This window comes from Leclercia tamurae (assembly GCF_025566055.1).
Lineage (GTDB): Bacteria > Pseudomonadota > Gammaproteobacteria > Enterobacterales > Enterobacteriaceae > Enterobacter > Enterobacter tamurae.
In genome coordinates this window covers 380897-403250 of the sequence record NZ_JAMHKS010000078.1, presented here as the reverse complement: position 1 = coordinate 403250, position 22354 = coordinate 380897, and the positions used below count along the sequence as shown (strand labels likewise).

At 55.9% G+C, this 22354-nt stretch carries 24 protein-coding genes; 14 read left to right on the top strand and 10 right to left on the bottom strand.

Features of this window, described 5'->3' with window-relative positions:
- The first annotated feature begins 529 nt into the window (after window positions 1-529).
- On the top strand, window positions 530-2035 hold the full coding sequence (gene dtpA / locus M8318_RS21870) for a dipeptide/tripeptide permease DtpA (RefSeq protein ID WP_106993713.1): 1506 nt from the start codon (window positions 530-532) through the stop codon (window positions 2033-2035).
- A 108-nt stretch (window positions 2036-2143) separates the two neighbouring features.
- On the top strand, window positions 2144-2749 hold the full coding sequence (gstA, locus tag M8318_RS21865; RefSeq protein WP_262664480.1) for a glutathione transferase GstA: 606 nt from the start codon (window positions 2144-2146) through the stop codon (window positions 2747-2749).
- 83 nt (window positions 2750-2832) lie between these two features.
- Here gstA and pdxY read toward each other — a convergent pair whose 3' ends face one another.
- The 5 genes from pdxY to anmK form a co-directional block, all read right to left on the bottom strand.
- Window positions 2833-3693: a pyridoxal kinase PdxY gene (gene pdxY, locus M8318_RS21860; RefSeq protein ID WP_106993711.1), complete on the bottom strand. Its 861-nt coding sequence runs from the start codon at window positions 3691-3693 to the stop codon at window positions 2833-2835.
- 63 nt (window positions 3694-3756) lie between these two features.
- Window positions 3757-5031 carry a tyrosine--tRNA ligase gene (gene tyrS / locus M8318_RS21855; RefSeq protein ID WP_262664479.1) on the bottom strand — a complete coding sequence of 425 codons (1275 nt, stop codon included), beginning with the start codon at window positions 5029-5031 and terminating at the stop codon, window positions 3757-3759.
- 126 nt (window positions 5032-5157) lie between these two features.
- A complete protein-coding gene (gene pdxH, locus M8318_RS21850; RefSeq protein WP_262664478.1) occupies window positions 5158-5814 on the bottom strand; it encodes a pyridoxamine 5'-phosphate oxidase in 657 nt (218 codons plus the stop codon).
- Window positions 5815-5871: 57 nt separating this feature from the next.
- The gene (gene mliC, locus M8318_RS21845; RefSeq protein WP_262664477.1) at window positions 5872-6195 is read right to left on the bottom strand and encodes a C-type lysozyme inhibitor; all 324 of its coding nucleotides are present in this window, start codon (window positions 6193-6195) and stop codon (window positions 5872-5874) included.
- A 95-nt stretch (window positions 6196-6290) separates the two neighbouring features.
- Complete coding sequence (gene anmK / locus M8318_RS21840; RefSeq protein WP_262664476.1) at window positions 6291-7415, bottom strand: anhydro-N-acetylmuramic acid kinase; 1125 nt, start codon at window positions 7413-7415, stop codon at window positions 6291-6293.
- Window positions 7416-7700: 285 nt separating this feature from the next.
- Between anmK and slyB the strand changes: the two genes are divergently transcribed.
- On the top strand, window positions 7701-8168 hold the full coding sequence (gene slyB, locus M8318_RS21835; protein ID WP_262664475.1) for an outer membrane lipoprotein SlyB: 468 nt from the start codon (window positions 7701-7703) through the stop codon (window positions 8166-8168).
- A gap of 204 nt (window positions 8169-8372) precedes the next feature.
- Window positions 8373-9725 (top strand): GGDEF domain-containing protein, encoded by a 1353-nt coding sequence (locus M8318_RS21830; protein ID WP_262664474.1) that lies wholly within the window; start codon window positions 8373-8375, stop codon window positions 9723-9725.
- A 36-nt stretch (window positions 9726-9761) separates the two neighbouring features.
- Here the strand turns inward: M8318_RS21830 and slyA are convergent, their stop codons facing one another.
- On the bottom strand, window positions 9762-10202 hold the full coding sequence (gene slyA, locus M8318_RS21825; protein ID WP_106993705.1) for a transcriptional regulator SlyA: 441 nt from the start codon (window positions 10200-10202) through the stop codon (window positions 9762-9764).
- Window positions 10203-10387: 185 nt separating this feature from the next.
- On the opposite strand from slyA, the gene M8318_RS21820 reads away from it, so the two are divergent.
- From M8318_RS21820 to M8318_RS21810, 3 genes are read left to right on the top strand one after another with little or no spacing between them, the layout of a single operon-like run.
- Window positions 10388-10624 carry a DUF1656 domain-containing protein gene (locus M8318_RS21820; RefSeq protein ID WP_262664473.1) on the top strand — a complete coding sequence of 79 codons (237 nt, stop codon included), beginning with the start codon at window positions 10388-10390 and terminating at the stop codon, window positions 10622-10624.
- Between the two features lie 2 nt (window positions 10625-10626).
- Window positions 10627-11490, top strand: coding sequence for an efflux RND transporter periplasmic adaptor subunit (locus M8318_RS21815; RefSeq protein WP_262664673.1), 864 nt, complete (start codon window positions 10627-10629; stop codon window positions 11488-11490).
- Window positions 11487-13520, top strand: a complete 2034-nt coding sequence (locus tag M8318_RS21810; protein WP_262664472.1) for an FUSC family protein — start codon at window positions 11487-11489, stop codon at window positions 13518-13520. Before M8318_RS21815 ends, M8318_RS21810 begins: the two co-directional genes overlap by 4 nt.
- Here M8318_RS21810 and sodC read toward each other — a convergent pair.
- The 3 genes from sodC to M8318_RS21795 form a co-directional block, all read right to left on the bottom strand.
- The gene (gene sodC, locus M8318_RS21805) at window positions 13499-14017 is read right to left on the bottom strand and encodes a superoxide dismutase [Cu-Zn] SodC (protein ID WP_106993702.1); all 519 of its coding nucleotides are present in this window, start codon (window positions 14015-14017) and stop codon (window positions 13499-13501) included. The genes M8318_RS21810 and sodC overlap by 22 nt on opposite strands.
- Before the next feature lie 81 nt (window positions 14018-14098).
- Window positions 14099-14995 (bottom strand): aldo/keto reductase, encoded by an 897-nt coding sequence (locus M8318_RS21800; protein WP_262664470.1) that lies wholly within the window; start codon window positions 14993-14995, stop codon window positions 14099-14101.
- A 48-nt stretch (window positions 14996-15043) separates the two neighbouring features.
- Window positions 15044-15283: a DUF1289 domain-containing protein gene (locus M8318_RS21795; protein ID WP_262664468.1), complete on the bottom strand. Its 240-nt coding sequence runs from the start codon at window positions 15281-15283 to the stop codon at window positions 15044-15046.
- Window positions 15284-15430: 147 nt separating this feature from the next.
- On the opposite strand from M8318_RS21795, the gene eptA reads away from it, so the two are divergent.
- The 5 genes from eptA to rnt all read left to right on the top strand — a co-directional run bounded on the left by eptA (window position 15431) and on the right by rnt (window position 20086).
- Window positions 15431-17059, top strand: a complete 1629-nt coding sequence (gene eptA / locus M8318_RS21790; RefSeq protein ID WP_262664467.1) for a phosphoethanolamine transferase EptA — start codon at window positions 15431-15433, stop codon at window positions 17057-17059.
- Between the two features lie 38 nt (window positions 17060-17097).
- Window positions 17098-17697: a TetR/AcrR family transcriptional regulator gene (locus M8318_RS21785; protein WP_262664466.1), complete on the top strand. Its 600-nt coding sequence runs from the start codon at window positions 17098-17100 to the stop codon at window positions 17695-17697.
- Window positions 17698-17750: 53 nt separating this feature from the next.
- A complete protein-coding gene (gene nemA / locus M8318_RS21780; protein WP_225758956.1) occupies window positions 17751-18848 on the top strand; it encodes an alkene reductase in 1098 nt (365 codons plus the stop codon).
- Window positions 18849-18931: 83 nt separating this feature from the next.
- A complete protein-coding gene (gloA, locus tag M8318_RS21775) occupies window positions 18932-19339 on the top strand; it encodes a lactoylglutathione lyase (protein ID WP_262664465.1) in 408 nt (135 codons plus the stop codon).
- 96 nt (window positions 19340-19435) lie between these two features.
- A complete protein-coding gene (gene rnt / locus M8318_RS21770; protein ID WP_262664464.1) occupies window positions 19436-20086 on the top strand; it encodes a ribonuclease T in 651 nt (216 codons plus the stop codon).
- 46 nt (window positions 20087-20132) lie between these two features.
- Here the strand turns inward: rnt and grxD are convergent, their stop codons facing one another.
- Window positions 20133-20480, bottom strand: coding sequence for a monothiol glutaredoxin 4 (gene grxD, locus M8318_RS21765; RefSeq protein WP_032617810.1), 348 nt, complete (start codon window positions 20478-20480; stop codon window positions 20133-20135).
- A 336-nt stretch (window positions 20481-20816) separates the two neighbouring features.
- Here grxD and M8318_RS21760 point away from each other — a divergent pair, with 336 nt between their 5' ends.
- Both M8318_RS21760 and sodB read left to right on the top strand, forming a co-directional pair.
- A complete protein-coding gene (locus tag M8318_RS21760; protein ID WP_106993695.1) occupies window positions 20817-21620 on the top strand; it encodes a C40 family peptidase in 804 nt (267 codons plus the stop codon).
- Window positions 21621-21742: 122 nt separating this feature from the next.
- Window positions 21743-22324, top strand: coding sequence for a superoxide dismutase [Fe] (gene sodB, locus M8318_RS21755; RefSeq protein WP_262664463.1), 582 nt, complete (start codon window positions 21743-21745; stop codon window positions 22322-22324).
- Window positions 22325-22354 lie beyond the last annotated feature (30 nt).

Below are 22354 nucleotides of genomic sequence, written 5' to 3'. Positions count from 1 at the left end.
CCTGACCCATACTCCCTTTCTTGCGGATTGTTCGGCTATATAACAATCAAACAGGTTAATTGTTTTTTCGTCAGCGAAATTTTCTATATAAATGTGATCGGGATCACCCTGTTCACACGGTGTTAATTTTATGTATCGCAAATGCCGATAAAGCCTTATTGCATTGAGAAATCAACCCTGATAACCCGAAGATATGACCGGATATATTTCAGAACTTAGCCCATATCACTGCATAACACCTTTTACAGCAGAACATATCGCCACCTGCGCACTTTTTCGGCTAAGAGATAGTGAAAAAAACCAGTTTCAACGCAACGGTGAAATTTAACGCTAAATAACATTTAGGTTTCTGGCGCATTATAGCGCTGGAGTTATATGTAACAGAGTATTACAAATGCCTTGCCAGACGGGTCAGGATAGTGAACATTACCCGCCGTTTCCCCTCCCACTATAACTATAAAGCGGATGGACTACGGTCATCACGCTATGAACACCCCCGTTAATATGGGATGTAAAAAAAGAGGTATATGTGTCTACTGCAAACAATAAACCAGCTGAGGAAAGCGTAAGTCTTAACGCTTTCAAACAACCGAAATCGTTCTATCTCATTTTCTCCATTGAGCTGTGGGAACGTTTTGGTTATTACGGTCTGCAAGGGATCATGGCGGTTTACCTGGTTAAACAACTGGGTATGTCCGAAGCTGATTCCATCACGCTGTTCTCTTCTTTCAGTGCTCTGGTATACGGTCTGGTCGCAATCGGCGGCTGGCTGGGCGATAAAGTGCTGGGGACCAAACGTGTTATTCTGCTGGGCGCCATCGTTCTGGCGATCGGTTACGGTCTGGTTGCCTGGTCTGGTCATGATGCCGGCGTGGTGTATATGGGTATGGCGACCATCGCGGTCGGTAATGGCCTGTTCAAGGCGAACCCATCGTCCCTGCTCTCGACCTGCTACAACAAAGATGACCCACGTCTTGATGGCGCATTCACCATGTACTACATGGCCATCAACATCGGTTCCTTCTTCTCTATGCTGGCGACCCCGTGGCTGGCAGCGAAATTCGGCTGGAGCGTGGCGTTTGCCCTGAGCTTCGTCGGGATGCTGATCACCGTGGTGAACTTCCTGTTCTGCCGCGGCTGGGTGAAAGACTACGGTTCCAAACCTGACTTTGCCCCGGTACAGATGGGCAAACTGCTGGCGACCATCGTCGGTGTTGTCATTCTGGTTGCCGTTGCCACCTGGCTGCTGCACAACCAGGGTATCGCCCGTGCGGTGCTGGGCGTGGTTGCGCTGGGTATCGTCTGCATCTTTGCGAAAGAAGCTTTCGCTATGCATGGCGCAGCGCGTCGTAAAATGATTGTTGCCTTCATCCTGATGGTTCAGGCAATTGTCTTCTTCGTTCTGTACAGCCAGATGCCAACCTCGCTGAACTTCTTCGCCATCCGTAACGTTGAGCACTCTATCCTCGGTATCGCGTTCGAACCGGAGCAGTTCCAGGCCCTGAACCCGTTCTGGATCATGATTGGTAGCCCGATTCTGGCCGCTATCTACAACAAGATGGGCGACCGTCTGCCAATGCCGCACAAGTTCGCGGTAGGTATGGTGTTGTGCTCTGGCGCCTTCCTGGTGCTGCCGCTGGGCGCGGAATTCGCCAGCGACGCCGGTATCGTCTCCGTAAACTGGCTGATCCTGAGCTACGCCCTGCAGTCTATCGGTGAGCTGATGATCTCTGGTCTGGGTCTGGCAATGGTTGCGCAGCTGGTTCCACAGCGTCTGATGGGCTTCATCATGGGTAGCTGGTTCCTGACCACTGCCGGTGCCGCCATCATCGCCGGTAAGATCGCGAACCTGATGGCCGTGCCGTCCGACGTGACCGATCCGCTGCAGTCTCTGCATGTTTACGGCGACGTATTCCTGCAGATTGGTATCGCCACCGCGGTTATCGCCGTGTTGATGATGCTGATCGCACCGAAACTGAATCGCATGACTCAGGACGACGACATCGACGCCAAAGCGAAAACCGCGACCGCGTAATGTCATCGGGAAACGACTGAATTGAAGCCGCTAACTGTGCGTTAGCGGCTTTTTTTTTATTCTGTGCCGCACTACCATAGAGTAAACCTACGTAAACAGGAGTGACCGATGAAACTGTTCTATAAACCAGGCGCCTGCTCTCTTGCCTCCCATATTACGCTGCGCGAGAGCGGTAAAGACTTCACCCTCAACGGGGTGGATCTGATGAAGAAGCGTCTGGAAAACGGCGATGATTTTTTCGCGGTGAATCCTAAAGGCCAGGTCCCGGCCCTGCTGCTGGAAGACGGCACCCTGCTGACCGAAGGGGTGGCCATTATGCAATACCTGGCGGACGGCGTCGCCGATCGCCAGCTGCTGGCCCCGACCGGCAGCATCGCGCGTTACAAGACGCTTGAGTGGATGAACTACATCGCCACCGAGCTGCACAAAGGCTTTACCCCGCTGTTCCGCCCGGATACGCCGGAAGAGTACAAGCCGACCGTTCGCGCCCTGCTGGAGAAAAAGCTGCAGTATGTGAACGAGTCCCTGAAAGACGAGCAGTGGATTTGCGGTCAGCGCTTTACCATTGCCGATGCCTATCTGTTTACCGTTCTGCGCTGGGCAAAAGCCGTGAAGCTGAACATGGAAGGGTTAAGCCATATTGATGCGTATATGCAGCGTATGGCGGAGCGTCCTGCCGTGGTGGCAGCGCTGGAAGCGGAAGGGTTGAAGTAAGTTTTTGCCGGGTGGCGCTGACGCTTACCCGGCCTACGGTTTTCCAGGCCCGAGCAAGCGCAGCGCCGCCGGGCATTATGATGCTAAAGCTGGGTCGCGCTAAAGAGGTGCTCCGGCTTCGCAATCTGGTCCTGAGCGGCCACCACCTGCAGCTCATACTCCTGCATATTTTTCGTGGCGATCATAATCTCATACACTGCTGCCGTGACGTGCTCCAGCGCATCACGCACCGTTGCCCCCTGCAGCAGTTTCACCAGCAGCAGGCCGCTGGTCACATCCCCGACACCCACCGGCTGACGGCTGCCGAAATCCACCAGCGGACGGCTGATGTGCCAGGCTTCGTCTTTCGTCACCAGCAGCATCTCAAAGCGGTCCGGGCTGATCCCGGCGCGGGCCAGGTGCTTCACCAGTACGATCTCCGGGCCCTGAGCAATCAGTTCCCGTGACGCTACGATAGCCTCTTCCACGCTGTTGACCGGATGCTCGCAGAGGATCTCCAGCTCAATAAGATTCGGGGCGATAATGTCGCTGGCCGGTAAGGCATGACGAACATGAAACTCCGCAACGCCGGGCGCCACGATGCAACCCTTTTCCGGGTGACCCATCACCGGATCGCAGAAGTATTTCGCCGCCGGGTTAGCCGCCTTCACCTGTCGAACAATGCCCAGAATATGCTCGCCCTGCTCGGCTGAACCCAGATAGCCACTCAGCACGGCGTCACAGGTTTTGAGTTTGTCGATCTCCGCGATGCCCTGGACAATCTCTGTCAGATGAGCAGGCGGCATCACGCAACCGGTCCACTTGCCGTATTGCGTATGGTTGGAGAACTGAACGGTATTTAACGGCCAGACGTTGGCTCCGAGACGACGCATCGGAAATTCCGCGGCGCTGTTGCCAGCATGCCCAAACACGACGTGGGACTGGATGGCGAGGATATTCTTCATTTTCTTACCACAACCCTGAAAAAATAAAGGGGCATGGTTTCCCATGCCCCTGTGCTTTTATGATTACTTCCAGCAGATCAGACAGTAATTCTTTTTGCCGCGACGCAGTAAGGTGTAGCGGCCAAACAGGCGATCGCTGTCCACGAAGGTATACTCCTCGTTGGACTGTTTTTCGCCATTGATGGTGATCGCGTTCGAGGCGATGGTTTTACGCGCCTGACCACGGGACGGCTGCAGCCCGGAGTCCACCAGCGCCTGCATCAGGTCTGCCCCTTTCTCCATCTCAACCATCGGCACGCCATCCTGCGCCAGCTGTTCGAAGTCAGCTTCGCTCAGATCGCTCAGGGTACCGTTGAACAGGCTGGCGGTAATGCGCTTCGCGGCCGCCAGGCCCTCTTCACCGTGAACCAGCTTCGTGACCTGCTCCGCCAGCACGTACTGGGCGCGCGGGGCTTTGCCGCTGTTCTTGTCTTCTTCTTCCAGGGCGTTGATCTCTTCCAGATCCATAAAGGTGAAGAACTTCAGGAAGCGATAGACGTCAGCATCTGCGGTGTTGATCCAGAACTGGTAGAACTTGTACGGGCTGGTTTTCTTCGGATCGAGCCATACCGCGCCGCCTTCGGTTTTACCGAATTTAGTGCCGTCGGCTTTGGTGATCAGCGGTACGGTCAGACCGAAGACCTGGTTCTGGTGCAGACGACGGGTCAGGTCGATACCGGAGGTGATGTTACCCCACTGATCGGAGCCGCCAATCTGCAGCGCGACGCCGTGCAGGTTGTTCAGGCAGGCGAAGTCATAACCCTGCAGCAGGTTGTAAGAGAACTCGGTGAACGAGATGCCCTGGTCGTCACGGTTCAGACGCTGTTTCACCGCTTCTTTGTTGATCATCTGATTAACGGAGAAGTGCTTGCCGATATCACGCAGGAAGGTCAGCACGTTCATGCCGCCAAACCAGTCGTAGTTGTTGGCAGCGATCGCGGAGTTTTCACCACAGTCGAAATCGAGGAACGGGGCAACCTGTTTGCGGATCTTATCCACCCACTCCTGCACGGTGTCTGCCGTATTCAGTTTACGCTCAGCGGCTTTAAAGCTCGGGTCGCCAATCAGACCCGTTGCGCCGCCCACCAGCGCCACAGGTTTATGCCCTGCCAGCTGGAAGCGTTTCAGGCATAACAATGGAACAAGATGCCCCAAATGCAAGCTGTCGGCGGTAGGATCGAAGCCGCAATAGAGCGCGATCGGGCCTTGCGCCAGTCGCTCTGCTAACGCTTCCTCGTCCGTCACCTGGGCTACCAGCCCCCGCTCTTGCAATTGTTTAATCAAGTTACTGCTTGCCATCAAATTCTCCATGTATAAAACGACTGCACCTCTGCCGGTACACGACTTTTCGCCAGACGCGAAAGGTACATAGAATAAAGCGCTGACACCCGTTGTACCAGCGCTTAAAAGAACAAATTTAGGGGATTAAGGGGCCAGACGATCGATTTTCCACGCGCTGTTCTCGCGCTGGTATAAAAAGCGGTCGTGAAGGCGGTGCTCACCGCCCTGCCAGAACTCCATCTGCTGGACACAGACGCGGAAACCGCCCCAGAAACTCGGCAGGGGCACTTCGCCCTGCTGGAACTTCTGTTTCAGCTCAAGGAATTTGCTCTCCAGCACGCCGCGGGCCGAAATGCGGCTCGACTGCTTCGAGACCCAGGCCCCAATCTGGCTGTCGCGTGGACGGCTGTGGAAATACTTCACCACTTCCAGGGTGGAGAGGCGCTCAACGGTGCCGGTGACCATCACCTGACGCTCCAGCATATGCCACGGGAAGAGCAGACTGATGCGCGGGTTGTTTTCGAGGTGGTGCGCTTTGCGACTGCCGAGGTTGGTGTAGAACACCAGCCCTTTCTCGTCGTAGTGCTTGAGCAGCACAATGCGCTGGTAAGGTTGACCCTGTTCGTCGACCGTCGCCACCACCATCGCGGTGGGATCGGCCAGCCGGGCGTCACAGGCCTGTTTCAGCCAGTGCTCAAACAGCACCAGCGGCTCGGCGGGGAGATCCTGGCGACGCAGGCCGCCTTTGGTATATTCGCGCCTGAGGTGCGCGATGTTCTGCAATTCGTCGTTATCTGACATGGCGTTAGCTGACATTGACAATGGGTGACGCTATTGTGCGCCGCCCCCTGCAAAATCTCAACGCTTCGGATTTTCGATCTGACAATTGTTCAGCACAACGCGATCGCGCTTGTAGACCGTCGCGCTGTCGCCTTTCGACCAGAACACATAGACGCCGTCGCTGTAGCGGGTGCCGGAGGCAGACATCCCCTGCTTAAGCGTCAGCAGCTTGTTGTCATAGACGAAACTGACTTCCTGACGGGGATTGTTGAGCTTCACGGTGAGTGGCTTTTCGTCGCACTGGTACGCCAGGGAGTCGGTTTGCATGCGCTCAACAAACTGGTTGTAGACGCTACAGCTCGCCAGCAGGAAGGGGGTTAAAGCAAGAAACAGTTTTTTCATGGGTGAGTTCCGAAGACTTTCCTGGTCCCGGAGGGCGCGAACGCCCTCCCGTTTTTCGTGTCATTCTACCCAGTGCGCCTTTAAGCGAAATTCGGTTAACTCTGATTTTGCCGCGGATTGGCTGGAAAAACAGCACCTAACACGCTGGCTTCCCGCGCACCGGTCACGGAAGGGAGATTTCCCGGCAGGCCTGCCACCGTTCGCCACGCCAGCCAGGCAAAGGCCAGCGCTTCCATATCATCGCCGCTGATCCCGGCCTTGTCGGTGCTACTTACCTCCGTGCCCGGCAGCAGACCGGCCAGCCGCGCCATCAGCAGCGGGTTACGGCTACCGCCCCCGCACACCAGCAGACGATCGCAGCCGCCGCTCAGCAGTACCTGTTCGGATACGGAGACGGCGGTGAGCTCTGCCAGCGTGGCCTGCACGTCCTGCGGCGCCAGGCCCGGGAAGTTCGCCAGCTGGCGTTCCAGCCAGCCGTAATTGAAATACTCGCGGCCGGTGCTTTTTGGTGCCGGAGCGGCAAAATAGGGATCGCACAGCATGCTTTGCAGCAGCGGGATAATAACCTTGCCGCTGCAGGCCCACTGGGCATCTTTATCATAGGGCTTGCCCGACTGACGCCAGATCCAGGCATCCATCAGCATATTTCCCGGTCCGGTGTCGAACCCGCGTACCGGCTGCCCGGGGATCAATAAGGAGAGATTGGCGATACCGCCAATGTTTAGCACCATGCGGCGCTCCGTCGGATGGGCAAGCAGCGCCTGATGGAAGGCCGGCACCAGCGGCGCGCCCTGCCCGCCGAGGGCCATATCCCGACGGCGGAAGTCACCCACCACCGTTACCCCGGTTTTGGCCACAATCTGGTTGTTATCCCCAATCTGCAGAGTATGAGGCGCATCGCCCACCGGCTCATGCCAGACGGTTTGCCCGTGACAGCCAATCGCCACCACATCCTGAGGGCGCAGATCTTCCTGCTGCATCAATGCCAGCACGGCATCAGCGAACAGACGGCCCAGTTGCGTATCCAACTGACCCAGCTGCGACAGCGTCAGCTGTTGTCCCTGGCAGATATTCAGGATCGCTTGTTTGGTTTGCTGGGGAATGGGCCAGCTCAGGCTTGCCTGCTGCGCCACCATATTCTCGTCGATAGCTGCGAGAACAACATCCACGCCATCCAGACTGGTTCCTGACATTACGCCAATGTAGCGACCCGATTTCATCCGTTTTCCTTACTCCGCTGGGTTGATGGCCCACTCCACCATAAACCCGGCATCAATTCCATGACACGATAATACTTTTTAACAATACCTGGACGTAACGGCCATTCCAGGAGTTATCCTTATCGGATGTGGGGTGAAGTCAGAGCCTGTTTATATCTGGTTAAGCCAGAATCAAGTACTATTCTCCTATTGTTTAGGCGAAGATAGGATCTATGGCACCTGATGCCATATAATTTAGCCATAACGGATGCTCACAGAGCGTTTTTTGGTGAACAGGAGATTCAAATGATTTTACGTGTACTGGCCGTTTCGCTGGTTGGATTCACTCTGGCTGGCTGTGTTAATGATAGCTCCCTCTCCGGGGATGTTTACAGTGCATCTGAGGCGAAGCAGGTACAGCAAGTCACCTACGGCACCATTGTGAACACACGCCCGGTGCAGATTCAGGGTGGTGATGAGAACAACGTGATCGGTGCTCTTGGCGGTGCGGTACTGGGTGGTTTCCTCGGTAACACCGTGGGCGGCGGTACGGGCCGTTCCCTGGCAACTGCGGCAGGCGCCGTAGCCGGTGGCGTTGCCGGTCAGGGCGTTCAGGGTTCAATGAACAAATCCCAGGGCGTTGAGTTAGAAATCCGCAAAGACGACGGCAACACCATTATGGTGGTGCAGAAACAGGGCAACACCAAATTTGCCGCTGGTCAACGTGTCGTGCTGGCAAGCAATGGCCGCCAGGTGACCGTCTCCCCGCGTTAATGACATTATGGGCGTGGCCTTCTGGTCACGTCCATTTACACTATATAACACCGCGCTGAATATATTTAAATAATACATTTACTAAACATATAATTAACATCCGCTTCTCTTGCTCCTGCGCAAAGTATTTCCCCCTGCGTTCATGAGACTATTCGCAAACCCTCTTTTCCCATTTATTACTAACACACAACACCCAGGGTTTCGATGAGCCGTTATATAAAGAATAACTACGTCCAGTTTTGGCTGGGATGCATTATTGTTATCGGAATTTTACATTTCCTGTTTACCGGGCTGGAAGATAAGGTCACCTCATTTTCACCACTTTTATTTCCGATGCTGACCATATTTTTACTGGTGTTTCATCTCTTTATTGCCTGCTTCATGGTTATGAAATACTGGTGTGACAGACAGCGCTTATATCTGCTCGCGTTTGCTTTCGCCTATGTCGGTTCCGCGATGCTGATGGTGGGAACGCTCTCCAGCTACCCGGCATGGCTGGACCTGCATCAGTTTAACGTTGTGAACTACAACGACGCGATGATCTTCTTTACGTTTCGTCATCTGTTAATGGCGGTAATGTTTATTGCTTCGGCCCTGCTCTATTTTATACGTAACAGACCGCTCACCCGGACGTTTCACATATGTGTGATTGTCGGGGCAGCTATTTATACTGCCGTGATAGTGATCCTGGCCTGGCTATATTCCAGCTTTTCGCCTTTGTTATCATTAGATCTGGTTGATAATGAAACCCGGCAATATATGCTGCTGTGGAAAGAGGCGATAAGCGTTGCCTTACTCCTCGTCTGGATTGTTTCATTAGCTACCCTGATGATTATTACCCGCGTGCGCAATATGTTCTGGGTTGGGGGTAATTTTATCTGTGTCTGCTATATCGTGACCCTGGCGATGCTGTTTCTGGGCGGTCACGCGGAAGATATCACCTGGTATCGCGCCCGGTTATTTGAAACCGTCGCCACTCTGCTAATTATTTTCGTCCTGCTGTATGACGTATTTAATCTGTATCGCAACTCGCATCTGAAGTACCAGCAGTCTTACCAGAACTCGATTCGCGATCCCCTGACCCGCCTCTACAATCGTAGCTATTTTTACGACGCGTTGAACCAGTCGCTGCGCACGGTCAGTGAGACCCACCCGGTCTCGGTTATCGTCAGCGATCTCGATCGGTTTAAGCGTATTAACGACAACTACGGGCATCTGCAGGGGGATAAGGTGCTGCAGTTTGTCTCCCAGCTGCTGATGGATTCGGTACGGCCCCAGGACATTGCGGCGCGTATTGGCGGGGAGGAGTTTGTCCTGATGTTAACCCATACCTCTTCCGACGCCGCCCGTCAGGTTGCAGAGCGGATACGAGTAAAACTGAGCAGTTTTGACAGAGCCAACTCGGACGGGCAACTTCCCGAGCCTGTTACCATCAGTATGGGCGTGTTTACCGCCATCTCGCCGGAAACCAGCGCGGAAGCGTGCGTTGAATGCGCAGATAAGGCGATGTACGAGGCGAAAGAGACCGGACGTAACCGTGTAGTGGTGTTTCAGTAAAGAAAAAGCCTTGCGTTCGCAAGGCTTTTTTAAAGGTTAGTCACGGGATTGCAGCTCGTGGATATTGCTTTCAAGCCGGGCGACCAGCGAGATCAGCAGTTCCAGTTCAGCCGGGCTGATCCCGGCGAGGATTTCACCGCGCGTCTTACAGATCACGGCTTCCATCTCAGTAATAATCGGCGTGGCTTTCTCGGTAAGTTTAATCCGCTTGGCGCGACGATCGCTGGCGCAGGTCTGACGCGAAATCAGCCCCTTCTCTTCCAGTTGGTCGAGCGTGCGTACCAGTGATGGCTGCTCGATGCCAATCGCTTTTGCCAGTTGGATCTGTGACTGGTCGGGTGGCAGCTGATGGATATTATGCAGCGTGACCCAATGCGTCTGTGTCAACTCCAGAGGTTTCAGGCGATGGTCAATCAGAGCACGCCAGATGCGTACTAACCTTGCCAGATCAGAACCTAGTGGCGATTCCAATTTCATCTCCTTATAATTAGCTTGCTAAGTTATTATACTGATTTTAGAATAGTGTGCAGCATTTATATTGCCAAAACAAATGCAATACTGGATAAAAACAAAATGACTCTCTGCTTTACATTGAGTTAAGACGCCCCCGGGCGATATGCGGCTACTTTTGGTCACTTCCCCCATTGCAAAGGAACCGGCTCGTGAATTTCACGTTTGACGCCACGGGGTTACCGCTTCAGGATCTGATTGTCGGCGCCTCGGTTTACTTTCCTCCCTTATTCAAGGCGGTAATGCTGGGTTTTCTTATCTGGCTTGTCACCCACCGCGTGTTGCGCGACTGGATCTATTCCGGTGAAATCTGGCACCCGATGTTGATGGATCTTTCGCTGTTTGTGCTCGCGGTGTGCCTGAGTCTGGCTCTGTTGATTGTGTGGTGACGATACCTGTGAAAACCATTAAATATTTTTCATCCTTACTGGTTCTGGCCCTGGCGGTGATCGCGGGCTGGTGGCTATGGAACTATTATATGCAGTCGCCCTGGACCCGTGACGGCAAGGTACGCGCCGAGCAGGTCAGCGTGACGCCGCAGGTGTCCGGCACCATTACCCGGCTGCAGGTTAAAGACAACCAGTTCGTTCATGCTGGTGACGTGCTGTTTTATATCGATGAGACCCCCTATCACATCGCGGTCCTCAATGCCGAAGCGCAGCTGGCGAAATCCCAGTCCGATCTGGCGAAAGCCAACAACGAAGCCAACCGCCGCCGCCATCTTTCCCGAAACTATATCTCAGCAGAAGATCTGGATACCGCCAATATTAACGTCAAAGCGATGCAGGCCAGCGTGGCCGTGGCCGAAGCTACCCTCAAGCAGGCCCAGTGGCAGTTGACCCAGACGGTGGTTAAAGCCCCGGTTGATGGCTGGATCACCAATCTTTCTACCCGCCCGGGCGATTACGCGTCTACCGGCCAGCCAGTTTTCGCCCTCGTCGACAGCCATTCATTCTATGTGGTGGGGTATTTTGAGGAGACTAAACTCCGGCATATCCATGAGGGCGCCCCGGCGCAGATCGTACTCTACAGCGGCTCGAAAAGGTTACAGGGGCATGTGTCCAGTATCGGACGCGCCATCTACGATCAGAGCGTGGAGACCGATTCAGGACTGGTCCCCGACGTAAAACCCAACATTCCCTGGGTGCGGCTGGCGCAGCGCATCCCGGTGCGCATCGCCTTTGACCAACTGCCGACGGACCTGACGCTGGTCTCCGGCACCACCTGCACCGTCTCCATCGGAAGCGCCCGGTGAGTGTGCCCGCATTATCCTGGCATAACCTGCCGTGGCTCAAGGCGACCCCGGCGCAGTGGCGCTATGCCCTGCGCAACGGGATTGCGATGTGCCTGGCACTCACCGTCGCCTATTGTCTCAACCTGGATGAACCCTACTGGGCGATGACCTCGGCGGCAGTGGTCAGCTTCCCGACCGTCGGGGGGGTGATCAGTAAAAGCCTGGGCCGGGTGGCGGGCAGCCTGCTGGGGGCCACCGCGGCGCTGATCATTGCCGGACATACGCTTAACGACCCGTGGCTGTTTCTGTTCAGTATGGCGGCCTGGCTGGCGGTCTGCACCTGGGCCTGCGCCCATTTCAGCAATAATGTCGCCTACGCCTTTCAGCTGGCCGGTTACACCGCGGCGATCATCGCCTTCCCGGTGATCGATATTGTCGACATGACTCAGCTGTGGGATATTGCCCAGGCGCGCGTGTGTGAAGTCATTATCGGCATCCTGAGCGGCGGGGTGATGATGATGATCCTGCCCAGCACCTCCGATGGTACCGCCCTTATCAGCGCCCTGAAAGCGATGCACGCCCGGCTGCTGGAGCACGCCAGCCTGCTGTGGCAGCCCGACAGCAACGATGCCATTCGTCTGGCCCATGAGAAGGTCATCGCCCAGATCCTGACCATGAACCTGCTGCGAATTCAGGCCTTCTGGAGTCACTACCGCTTCCGTCGGCAAAATGCCCTGCTCAACTATCTGCTCCACCAGCAGCTGCGGATGACCAGCGCTATCTCCAGCCTGCGCCGTATGCTACTGAACTGGCCTGACCCACCGGCACAGACCCGGGAGGTTATCAACCAGTTGCTGGCCGCCCTCGCCCGGCCCGATGCCGATTTCTATACCCTGGCCCGCATCATCGCCCCGCTCAACCCGGGTGCTGACGGCGACTACCGCCATCGTGCCGTCTGGCAGCGGCTGCGCTATTTCTGCCGCCTCTATTTGCGCAGCAGCCGCTGGATAAAGGCAGTTGAAACGGCCACCCCGGTAACGGAGTTCGTCGTCCCGCGCAGCCCGGCACTGGCCCGGCATACCGATAACCTGGAGGCGCTGTGGAGCGGCTTTCGCACCTTTTGCGCTCTGAGCCTGGTGGGTGCCTGGACTATTACCGCCCAGTGGGACGCCGGGGGCGCAGCCCTGACGCTGGCGGCGATCAGCAGCGTGTTGTACTCGGTGGCGGCCTCGCCTTTCAATTCCCTGACGCTGCTGCTGCGCACCCTGATCCTGCTCTCGCTGTTCAGCTTTGTGGTCAAATTCGGTCTGATGGTGCAGATCTCCGATCTGTGGCTGTTCCTGCTGTTCCTGTTCCCGCTCCTGACCACCATGCAGCTGCTGAAGCAGCAGATGCCCGCCCTCGCCGGACTGTGGGGACAGCTGATCGTCTTTATGGGATCCTTTATCTCAGTAACCAACCCGCCGGTGTATGACTTTGCCGATTTCCTGAATGACGATCTGGCAAAAATTCTTGGCGTGGGGCTGACGTGGCTGGCCTTTGCGGTATTACGTCCAGGCTCGGATGAACGGAAAAGCCGCCGTCACATCCGCGAGCTGCGGCGGGGATTTGTCGATCAGCTCAGTCGTAAACCGCAGCTGAGTGAAAATGGTTATGAATCGCTGGTCTATCACCATGTGAGCCAACTCAACAGCAGTCAGGATGCGCTCTCGCGCCGCTGGCTGTTGCGCTGGGGCGTGGTCCTGCTCAACTGCAGCCACGTGGTGTGGCAGCTGCGCGGCTGGGAGACTCGCTCCGATCCACTGGCGCAGGTGCGGGATGTCGCGGTGTCGTTGCTGCGCGATATCATGAGCGAACGCGGAGTACAGCAGCGGCCGCTGGCCGCCACTCTTGATGAGCTACAGCGCATCTGCGATGTCCTTGGGCGTCATTCGCAACCGGCCGGTCAGGAGCTGGCGGCCCTGATCTGGCGCCTGCACTGCTCGCTGTCCCAGCTGGAACAGGCGCCCTCTCCGGGCACCTTAAGCGATCAAATTACGCCGCAGGCGTAACGCGCCCCACCACCGCCAAGCGGTTTAGGGTGATCGGACATGTTGTCGCCGCCAACATGGATCATCAGCGCTTTACCTTTGACCTCATCCAGCTTTTTCAGGCGCGGCGCAACCACCGGGTCAGTGGCTTTTCCGTCGTTATTGACCACCAGCGCGGGCAGATCGCCGAGGTGGCCCATGCCTTCCGGCCCTTCATGCTTGCCGGTGTTCTGTGGATCGAGGTGTCCGCCCGCAGCCTCAGCGGCGGAAGGTTTACCCTCTTTCATGGCGGGTTCGCAGGAGCCTTTGGCGTGGACGTGATAACCGTGTTCGCCCGGCGGGAGGGCTTTGAGATCGGGGGAAAACTCCAGGCCTTTATCCGTTTCGGTAATTTTTACCGTCCCGATGGACTGGCCAATCCCCCCAGAGGTGACGAGGTTCATCTTTACTTCTTCACTGGCAGCCTGCGCACCTGCGCAGACCACCAGCGTCAACGCTGCCAGAGTAAAACGCTTCATATGACCTCCTTCGGTTATTTTTTGCCCCTTAAGTTTATACCAGGGGCAAGAATTTCACCGGAAAGTCAGATAAATACGGAATTACGGCACATCGTAACCCAGCGCGGCTTTACGGATGCGGAACCACTGCTGGCGCGTCATCTGCAGCTGCTCTGCCGCCAGGGCTGAACGCACCCGTTCGATTTTACCGGACCCGATAATCGGCAGCGGCTGCGACGGCAGACGTAAAATCCAGGCGTACACCACCTGCTCGATGGTTTCGGCATTCAGCTCCTGGGCGACCTGAGCGAGTTCATCGCGCAAAGGCTGGAAGGATTCGTCATTAAACAGACGACCGCCGCCGAGGCAGGACCAGGCCATCGGCCGGATGCGCAGCTGCTGGAGCTGATCGAGGGTCCCGTCCAGCAGCAGTGGCTGGTATACCGGCGAAATTTCGACCTGGTTGGTCGCCAGGGTGAACGGCAGACGCGACTGGAGCAGGGCAAACTGCGCCGGGGTAAAGTTGGACACGCCGAAATGGCGCACCTTGCCGCTCTGGTGCAGGGCGAGGAAGGCTTCAGCAACCTCGTCGGCATCCATCAGCGGATCGGGGCGATGGATCAGCAGCAGGTCAAGATAATCGGTGGCCAGATTGGTGAGGGACTGCTCTGCACTGCTGATGATGTGGTCGCGGTCGGTAATGTAGTGGCCGATGGCATGCGCTTCTTTAGCCGTGGTAGCAATGCCGCATTTAGTGACGATCTCCATCCGCTGACGCAGCGCGGGAGAGAGCTTCATGGCCTCACCGAAGGCCGCTTCACACTGGTAGCCGCCGTAGATATCGGCATGGTCTACGGTGGTGATCCCTAGATCAAGATGTTGTTCAATAAAGCTGACCAGCTGTTGGGCGGACATGTTCCAGTCCATCAGACGCCAGTAACCCATCACAAAACGAGAAAACTCAGGGCCCTGCGGGGCAAGGGTAATACGCTGAACCATAGCAATTTCCTTAAAAAAAGTCTGGGGAGAGTATACGCATTTGCGGCGCTAAAAAAGTGAGGGTTGCTGCGGTTCTTCGCTTTCGGGGGCTTTGTTTGCGCGTAATTTACGCAACAGACGCTGACGGCACAGGCGCAGGACCTCCTGCTTCCGGGCATCGCTAAAGGATTGCCAGTTAAAACGCTCTTCCCGACTGCGCATGCAGCCGCGACAGAACCCCCGCTCGTCAGACTGGCAGATACCCCGGCAGGGACTCTGGACGGGAAAGAACTCCAGTTGTTCAGCCACACGACCCTCCCGACACCCAAGATTGAGTAAAGTGAAGACCTTAAGCCGGGGTAACGCAAGGCGTCAATCACAGAATTGTGGCATTAAGGTTTCACTAATCTTCGCTCCCTATACTCGCCTCATCAATACGATGCAGGTTTAATGATGATGTTGACCTTAAAAAAGTTACAGTGTAACGACACCAGATTCACGCTGGGCTGTGCCCTCTTATTTACGCTGTTAAATGCCCTGTTTATTCATCGCAGCTGGCAGGTGATCTCCCCCGCCCGACTGCATGACGTGCTCTTCGCCCTCACCGTGCCGCTGGTGCTGTTCTGCGGCTGGGTGATTGTATTCAGCATCCTGAATATCCCGCTGATCCGCAAACCGCTGCTGGTGCTGCTTACCCTCGGCTGCGCGGCGGCGACCTGGTTTATGTTTACCTACGGCGCGGTAATCGACCAGAACATGATGGTCAACGTTTTTGAGACCAACTCCCAGGAAGCCACGGCGCTGGTCACCCCGCAGCTGGTGCTGTGGCTGGTTGTCGCCGGGCTGGTGCCTGCCAGCGTGCTGGCGATGATCCGCATTCGCCCCGGCAAGTGGTGGCAGATCCTGTTGATGCGTCTCGCGGCCATTCTCGGAAGCACAGTGGTGATTGTGCTGGTGGCGGCGGTCTTTTATAAGGACTACGCCTCCCTGTTTCGCAATAACAAAGGCATCGTCAAAATGGTCACGCCGGCTAACTACGTCAGCGCCATCGCCAAATACAGCAAGGCCCGCTGGTTCGCCGGCGATCAGACCTTAATCCGCCTCGGTGAAGATGCCCGTAAAGGCCCGGTGCTGCTGGCGGAGCAGAAAAAGACCGTGCTGGTGCTGGTGATCGGGGAAGCCTCCCGGGCGGAGAACTACTCCCTGAACGGTTACCACCGTGAGACCAACCCTGAGCTGAAAAAAGAGAATGTGATTAACTTCCCGCAGGCCTCCTCCTGCGGCACCGAAACCGCCGTCTCCGTGCCCTGCATGTTCTCCGGGATGCCGCGCAAAAAATACGATGCCGACCTGGCGCATCACCAGGAAGGGTTAATGGATGTACTGAATCACGCCGGGATCAACCTCCTGTGGCGGGATAACGACGGGGGCTGTAAAGGCGCCTGCAACCGTATTCCCCACACCGACATGACCCAGTGGAAGCTGGATCAGTTCTGTAAGGATAAATCCTGCATCGATGACGTGGACCTTTACCGCCTGAATGAGACGCTGGATGGCCTGAAACAGGATTCGGTGCTGGTGATCCACCTGATGGGCAGCCACGGCCCGGCCTACTATCAACGTTACCCGGCGCAGTACCGTCGCTTTACCCCAACCTGCGACACCAATGAGATCCAGGACTGTGATCATCAGGCGCTGATGAATACCTACGACAATACCATCCTGTATACCGACAGCGTGGTGAGCAGAACCATCGCTGCCCTGAAAGCTCGCCAGGGGACGATGAACACGGCGCTGGTCTATCTCTCGGATCATGGCGAATCGCTGGGGGAAAATGGCCTGTATCTGCACGGCACGCCGTACCTGCTGGCCCCGGAGCAGCAGACCCACATTCCGTTTATGTTCTGGCTGTCCAGGAACTACCAACAGAGCTTCGGCGTTGACGAGCAGTGTCTGCGCGATCGGGCGGCGAAAGAGACAGTCTCGCAGGACAATCTGTTCTCCACGATGCTGGGGATGATGAACATCCAGACGTCGGTCTATCAGCCGGAAATGGATCTGCTCAGCCACTGCCGTCGAACATAAGGCTTGCATTAGACCGATTGGTCTACTACATTGACGGCATGAATAAGCATACTGAACACGATACACGCGAACACCTTCTGGCAACCGGGGAGCTGCTTTGCATGCACCGCGGGTTTACCGGAATGGGGCTGAGCGAGCTGCTGAAAACCGCCGATGTGCCGAAGGGGTCGTTCTACCACTACTTCCGCTCTAAAGAGGCGTTTGGCGTGGCGCTGCTGGAGCGCCACTATGCGGGTTACCATCAGCGCCTGGCGGCGCATTTCGCCAGCGGCGAGGGCAACTGTCGGGATCGTGTTCTGGCTTATTATCAGGAGACGCTGGCCCAGTTTTGTGCCCAGGGCATTATTAGCGGTTGTCTGACGGTGAAACTGTCTGCCGAAGTGTGCGATCTCTCCGAAGATATGCGCACCGCGATGGATAAAGGGGCCACGGGTGTGATCACCCTGCTGGCGCAGGCGCTGGCGAAAGGCCGGGATGAGAAGTCACTCGCTTTCACTGGCGAACCGCTCACACAGGCGCAGGTGCTCTACTCCCTGTGGCTGGGCGCCAACCTGCAGGCCAAAATATCCCGCAGTGCGCTGCCGCTGGAGAGCGCACTGGACCATGTTAAAAACATCATTGCTACGCCTGGCGTTTAACAGGCGTTTTTATTTCATGAATTACTAGACGACCGGTCTACTCAGGAGCCACTATGTCAGCCGAAAAATTATTTACCCCGCTTAAAGTGGGCGCGATCGTTGCACCAAACCGTGTCTTTATGGCACCCCTTACGCGTCTGCGCAGCATTGAGCCGGGGGATATCCCCACCCCACTGATGGGCGAATACTATCGCCAGCGCGTCAGCTCGGGTCTGATCATCTCTGAAGCCACTCAGATCTCCGCCCAGGCCAAAGGCTATGCTGGCGCACCTGGCCTGCACAGCCCGGAGCAGATCGCGGCGTGGAAGAAAATCACCGACGGCGTGCACGCCGAAGATGGCCGCATCGCGGTCCAGCTGTGGCACACCGGCCGCATCTCGCACAGCAGCATCCAGCCTGGCGGCGAAGCGCCGGTTTCGGCCTCTGCCCTCAACGCGGGAACCCGCACCTCCCTGCGCGATGAAAATGGCCACGCGATCCGCGTCGACACCACCACCCCGCGCGCGCTGGAGCTGGACGAGATCCCTGGCATCGTCAACGACTTCCGCCAGGCGGTCGCCAATGCCCGTGAAGCCGGTTTCGACCTGGTCGAGCTGCATGGTGCCCACGGCTATCTGCTGCACCAGTTCCTGTCGCCGTCTTCTAACCAGCGCACCGATCAGTACGGCGGCAGCGTAGAAAACCGCGCCCGTCTGGTGCTGGAAGTGATTGATGCTGTTTCAAAAGAGTGGAGCGCCGATCGCATCGGGATCCGCGTCTCGCCTATCGGTTCGTTCCAGAATGTCGACAACGGGCCGAACGAAGAAGCCGATGCGCTGTACCTGATCGAAGAGCTGGCTAAACGCGGCATCGCCTACTTGCACATGTCCGAGCCAGACTGGGCGGGTGGTGAGCCATACACCGACGCCTTCCGCCAGAAAGTGCGCGACCGCTTCCCGGGCGTGATCATCGGTGCAGGCGCGTATACGCCGGAAAAAGCAGAAGATCTGATCAACAAGGGGCTGATTGATGCCGTGGCCTTTGGCCGCGCCTACATCGCCAACCCGGATCTGGTGGCGCGCCTGGAGCGTAAAGCCGAGCTGAACCCGCAGCGTCCGGAGAGCTTCTACGGCGGCGGCGCGGAAGGTTATACCGATTACCCTTCTTTATAATCCCTTCATTGATAGCGGCGACGATTCGCCGCTATACTAAAACATCGTTTCTGTTCAAGATGATAAAAAGCTAAGAGGATAATATGCGCCTACTTCACACCATGCTGCGCGTTGGCGACCTGCAACGTTCCATCGAGTTCTACACCAACGTACTGGGCATGTCCCTGCTGCGCACCAGCGAAAACCCGGAGTACAAATACTCCCTGGCCTTTGTCGGCTACGGCCCGGAGAGCGACGAAGCGGTTATCGAACTGACCTATAACTGGGGCGTTGAGAGCTACGACCTGGGTAACGCTTATGGCCATATCGCGCTGGAAGTGGATAACGCGGCCGAAGCCTGTGAGCGTATCCGTAGCAACGGCGGCAACGTCACCCGTGAAGCGGGTCCGGTTAAGGGCGGCACCACGGTGATCGCGTTTGTTGAAGATCCAGACGGTTACAAAATCGAACTGATCGAAGCCAAAGACGCGGGTCGCGGTCTGGGCAACTGATCCCTGCGGGCGCGCCATGCGCCCGTTGTTTTACTGCATCTCATTGCAAAATTTGCCATAATGCCCACTGCTTTTTTCCCCTTGTAAGAGATCCAGATGTCCGATAACGCTCAACTTACCGGTCTGTGCGACCGTTTTCGTGGTTTTTATCCTGTAGTCATTGATGTCGAAACCGCTGGATTTAATGCCAAAACCGATGCGCTGCTGGAGATTGCCGCCATCACGTTGAAAATGGATGAACAGGGCGATTTGCTGCCGGACGCCACGCTACACTTCCACGTTGAACCCTTTGAAGGGGCCAATCTGCAGCCTGAGGCACTGGCGTTTAACGGCATCGATCCGCATAACCCGCTGCGTGGGGCGGTCAGCGAATATGACGCGCTGCATGCCATTTTCAAGATGGTGCGCAAGGGCATGAAAGACCAGAACTGTAATCGGGCCATTATGGTGGCGCATAACGCGACCTTCGATCACAGCTTTATGATGGCCGCCGCCGAGCGTGCGTCACTGAAGCGGAACCCGTTCCACCCGTTTGTCACCTTCGATACCGCCGCATTAAGCGGGCTGGCGCTGGGACAAACCGTACTGTCGAAAGCCTGCATTACCGCCGGGATTGAGTTTGACGGCACCCAGGCGCACTCTGCCCTCTACGATACCGAGCGGACAACGGAACTGTTTTGTGAAATTGTGAACCGCTGGAAACGCCTTGGCGGCTGGCCGCTGCCGGAAGCGGAAAACAACGCATAAAAAAAGCGACCATAAGGTCGCTTTTTTATTTACCGGGCGCGGTGGATCACTCGGCGCCTGGCTCTTCTGATTTGTATTTCGCAGCCGTCTCTTTGATCAGCTGTTGCAGTTCGCCACGCTGATACATCTCAATCAGGATATCGCAGCCGCCAACCAGTTCACCGTCAACCCACAGCTGCGGGAAGGTCGGCCAGTTGGCGTATTTTGGCAGCTCAGCGCGGATATCCGGGTTCTGCAGAATATCAACGTAAGCAAAACGTTCGCCACAGGCAGAGAGCGCCTGGACCGCCTGAGCGGAGAAACCACAGCTTGGCAGCTTCGGAGAACCTTTCATGTACAGCAGGATCGGGTTTTCAGCAATCTGCTGCTGAATTTTTTCAATAGTAGTGCTCATGTTTTGCTTCCTTTAACTTCTGTTACGGCAATCGTCTGACATTGTAGCGTTTCAGACCGACAACGGAAAATAACATTTTTGTCACTTATATGATTTTACCGCGCGTCCCTTAAAGTTGCATTCACAACCTAACTTATCGCGAGATTACCGGCGCTTTTGTTCAGGTAATGCACAAATCACCCCAATGAAATTCTGATTTTTTGCACTTGCTAACGAAACACAGTTTTAGATGCAAAAAGTTTATTAACGCCGGGCCTTTTTATAGATTAGAATCGACGAGTTTTGTAAATCATAAGCCGGTTTATTTATAACCTGCAATTACCAGAGGATTGCCCAGTGGCGCGAATAAATACATTCTCGATCACGCTCTGTGCTTTGCTGTTTACTTCTCTCACATTCACGCCGATGGCTAACGCCTCAGAGCAGGCGCGGCCTTCTGCCGCGCATAAAACGCATCTGGCGAAAGCGACCGAACCCAAGAAAAAAAGCAGTACCAGCAAAACCGCAAAAAAAGAGAGCACCAGTAAAAAGAGCAGCACCAAAAAAAGCCTCGCTAAAACACAGTCAACGAATTCCAGTAAAAAAAGCCGAACCACCTCCCGCAGCGCCAGCCGAACCACGCAAACCGCTTCCCGCGTTGTGACAGAAAAATGCACTGCCCGCAAAGGGCGTAAAGCGCATTGTGTTAAAACCAGCAAAACCACCACCCTTGCCGAAGCGCATAAAGTCCGGGTGCAAAAAGCCCAGAAGACGGCAATGAATAAGCTGATGGGTCAGATTGGTAAACCTTATCGCTGGGGTGGCAGTTCGCCGCGTACTGGCTTTGACTGCAGCGGTCTGGTCTATTACGCCTATAAAGATCTGGTTAAATTCCGCATTCCGCGCACCGCCAACGAAATGTACCACCTGCGTGACGCCTCTCCGGTCGATCGTGGTGAGCTGGAGAGCGGCGACCTGGTGTTCTTCCGCACCCAGGGTCGCGGCACCGCCGATCACGTCGGCGTCTACGTTGGTAATGGCAAATTTATTCAGTCGCCACGCACCGGCCAGGACATTCAGATCACCTCCCTGAGCGAAGACTACTGGCAACGTCATTACGTTGGCGCACGTCGCGTCATGAAGGCTAACACCCTCCGTTAATCCCCTGCCCCGCTGGCGTCTCAGCGGGGTAAGTTCCTCTTTTGCATACGCTTTCAATTTGCTACTCTACCCCTTCATTCAATAGGGTTATTAAATGGATCACTATAATAAGGAGAGAAGCAATGTCGTTTGAATTACCTGCATTACCGTATGCAAAAGACGCCCTGGCCCCGCATATCTCGGCGGAGACCCTGGAATACCACTACGGCAAACACCACCAGACCTACGTCACTAACCTGAACAACCTGATCGGCGGCAGCGCCTTCGAAGGGAAAACCCTGGAAGAGATCGTGCGCACATCAGACGGCGGCGTGTTCAACAATGCTGCTCAGGTGTGGAACCACAGCTTCTACTGGCACTGCCTGGCACCCAATGCAGGCGGCGAACCGACGGGCGAACTGGCTGCGGCCATCAATACTGCATTCGGCAGCTTTGCAGAATTTAAAGCGAAGTTTACCGATGCCGCGGTGAAGAACTTTGGCGCAGGCTGGACCTGGCTGGTAAAAGAGACCGACGGCACGCTGGCGATCGTCTCTACGTCTAACGCGGGAACGCCGTTAACCACCAGCGCTACCCCGCTGCTGACCGTCGACGTCTGGGAACATGCGTATTACATCGATTACCGTAATGCGCGCCCGAACTACCTTGAGCACTTCTGGGCGCTGGTAAACTGGGAATTTGTGGCGAAGAACTTCGCGGCATAATGAAAACGCCGAAGGGAGCTCCTTCGGCGT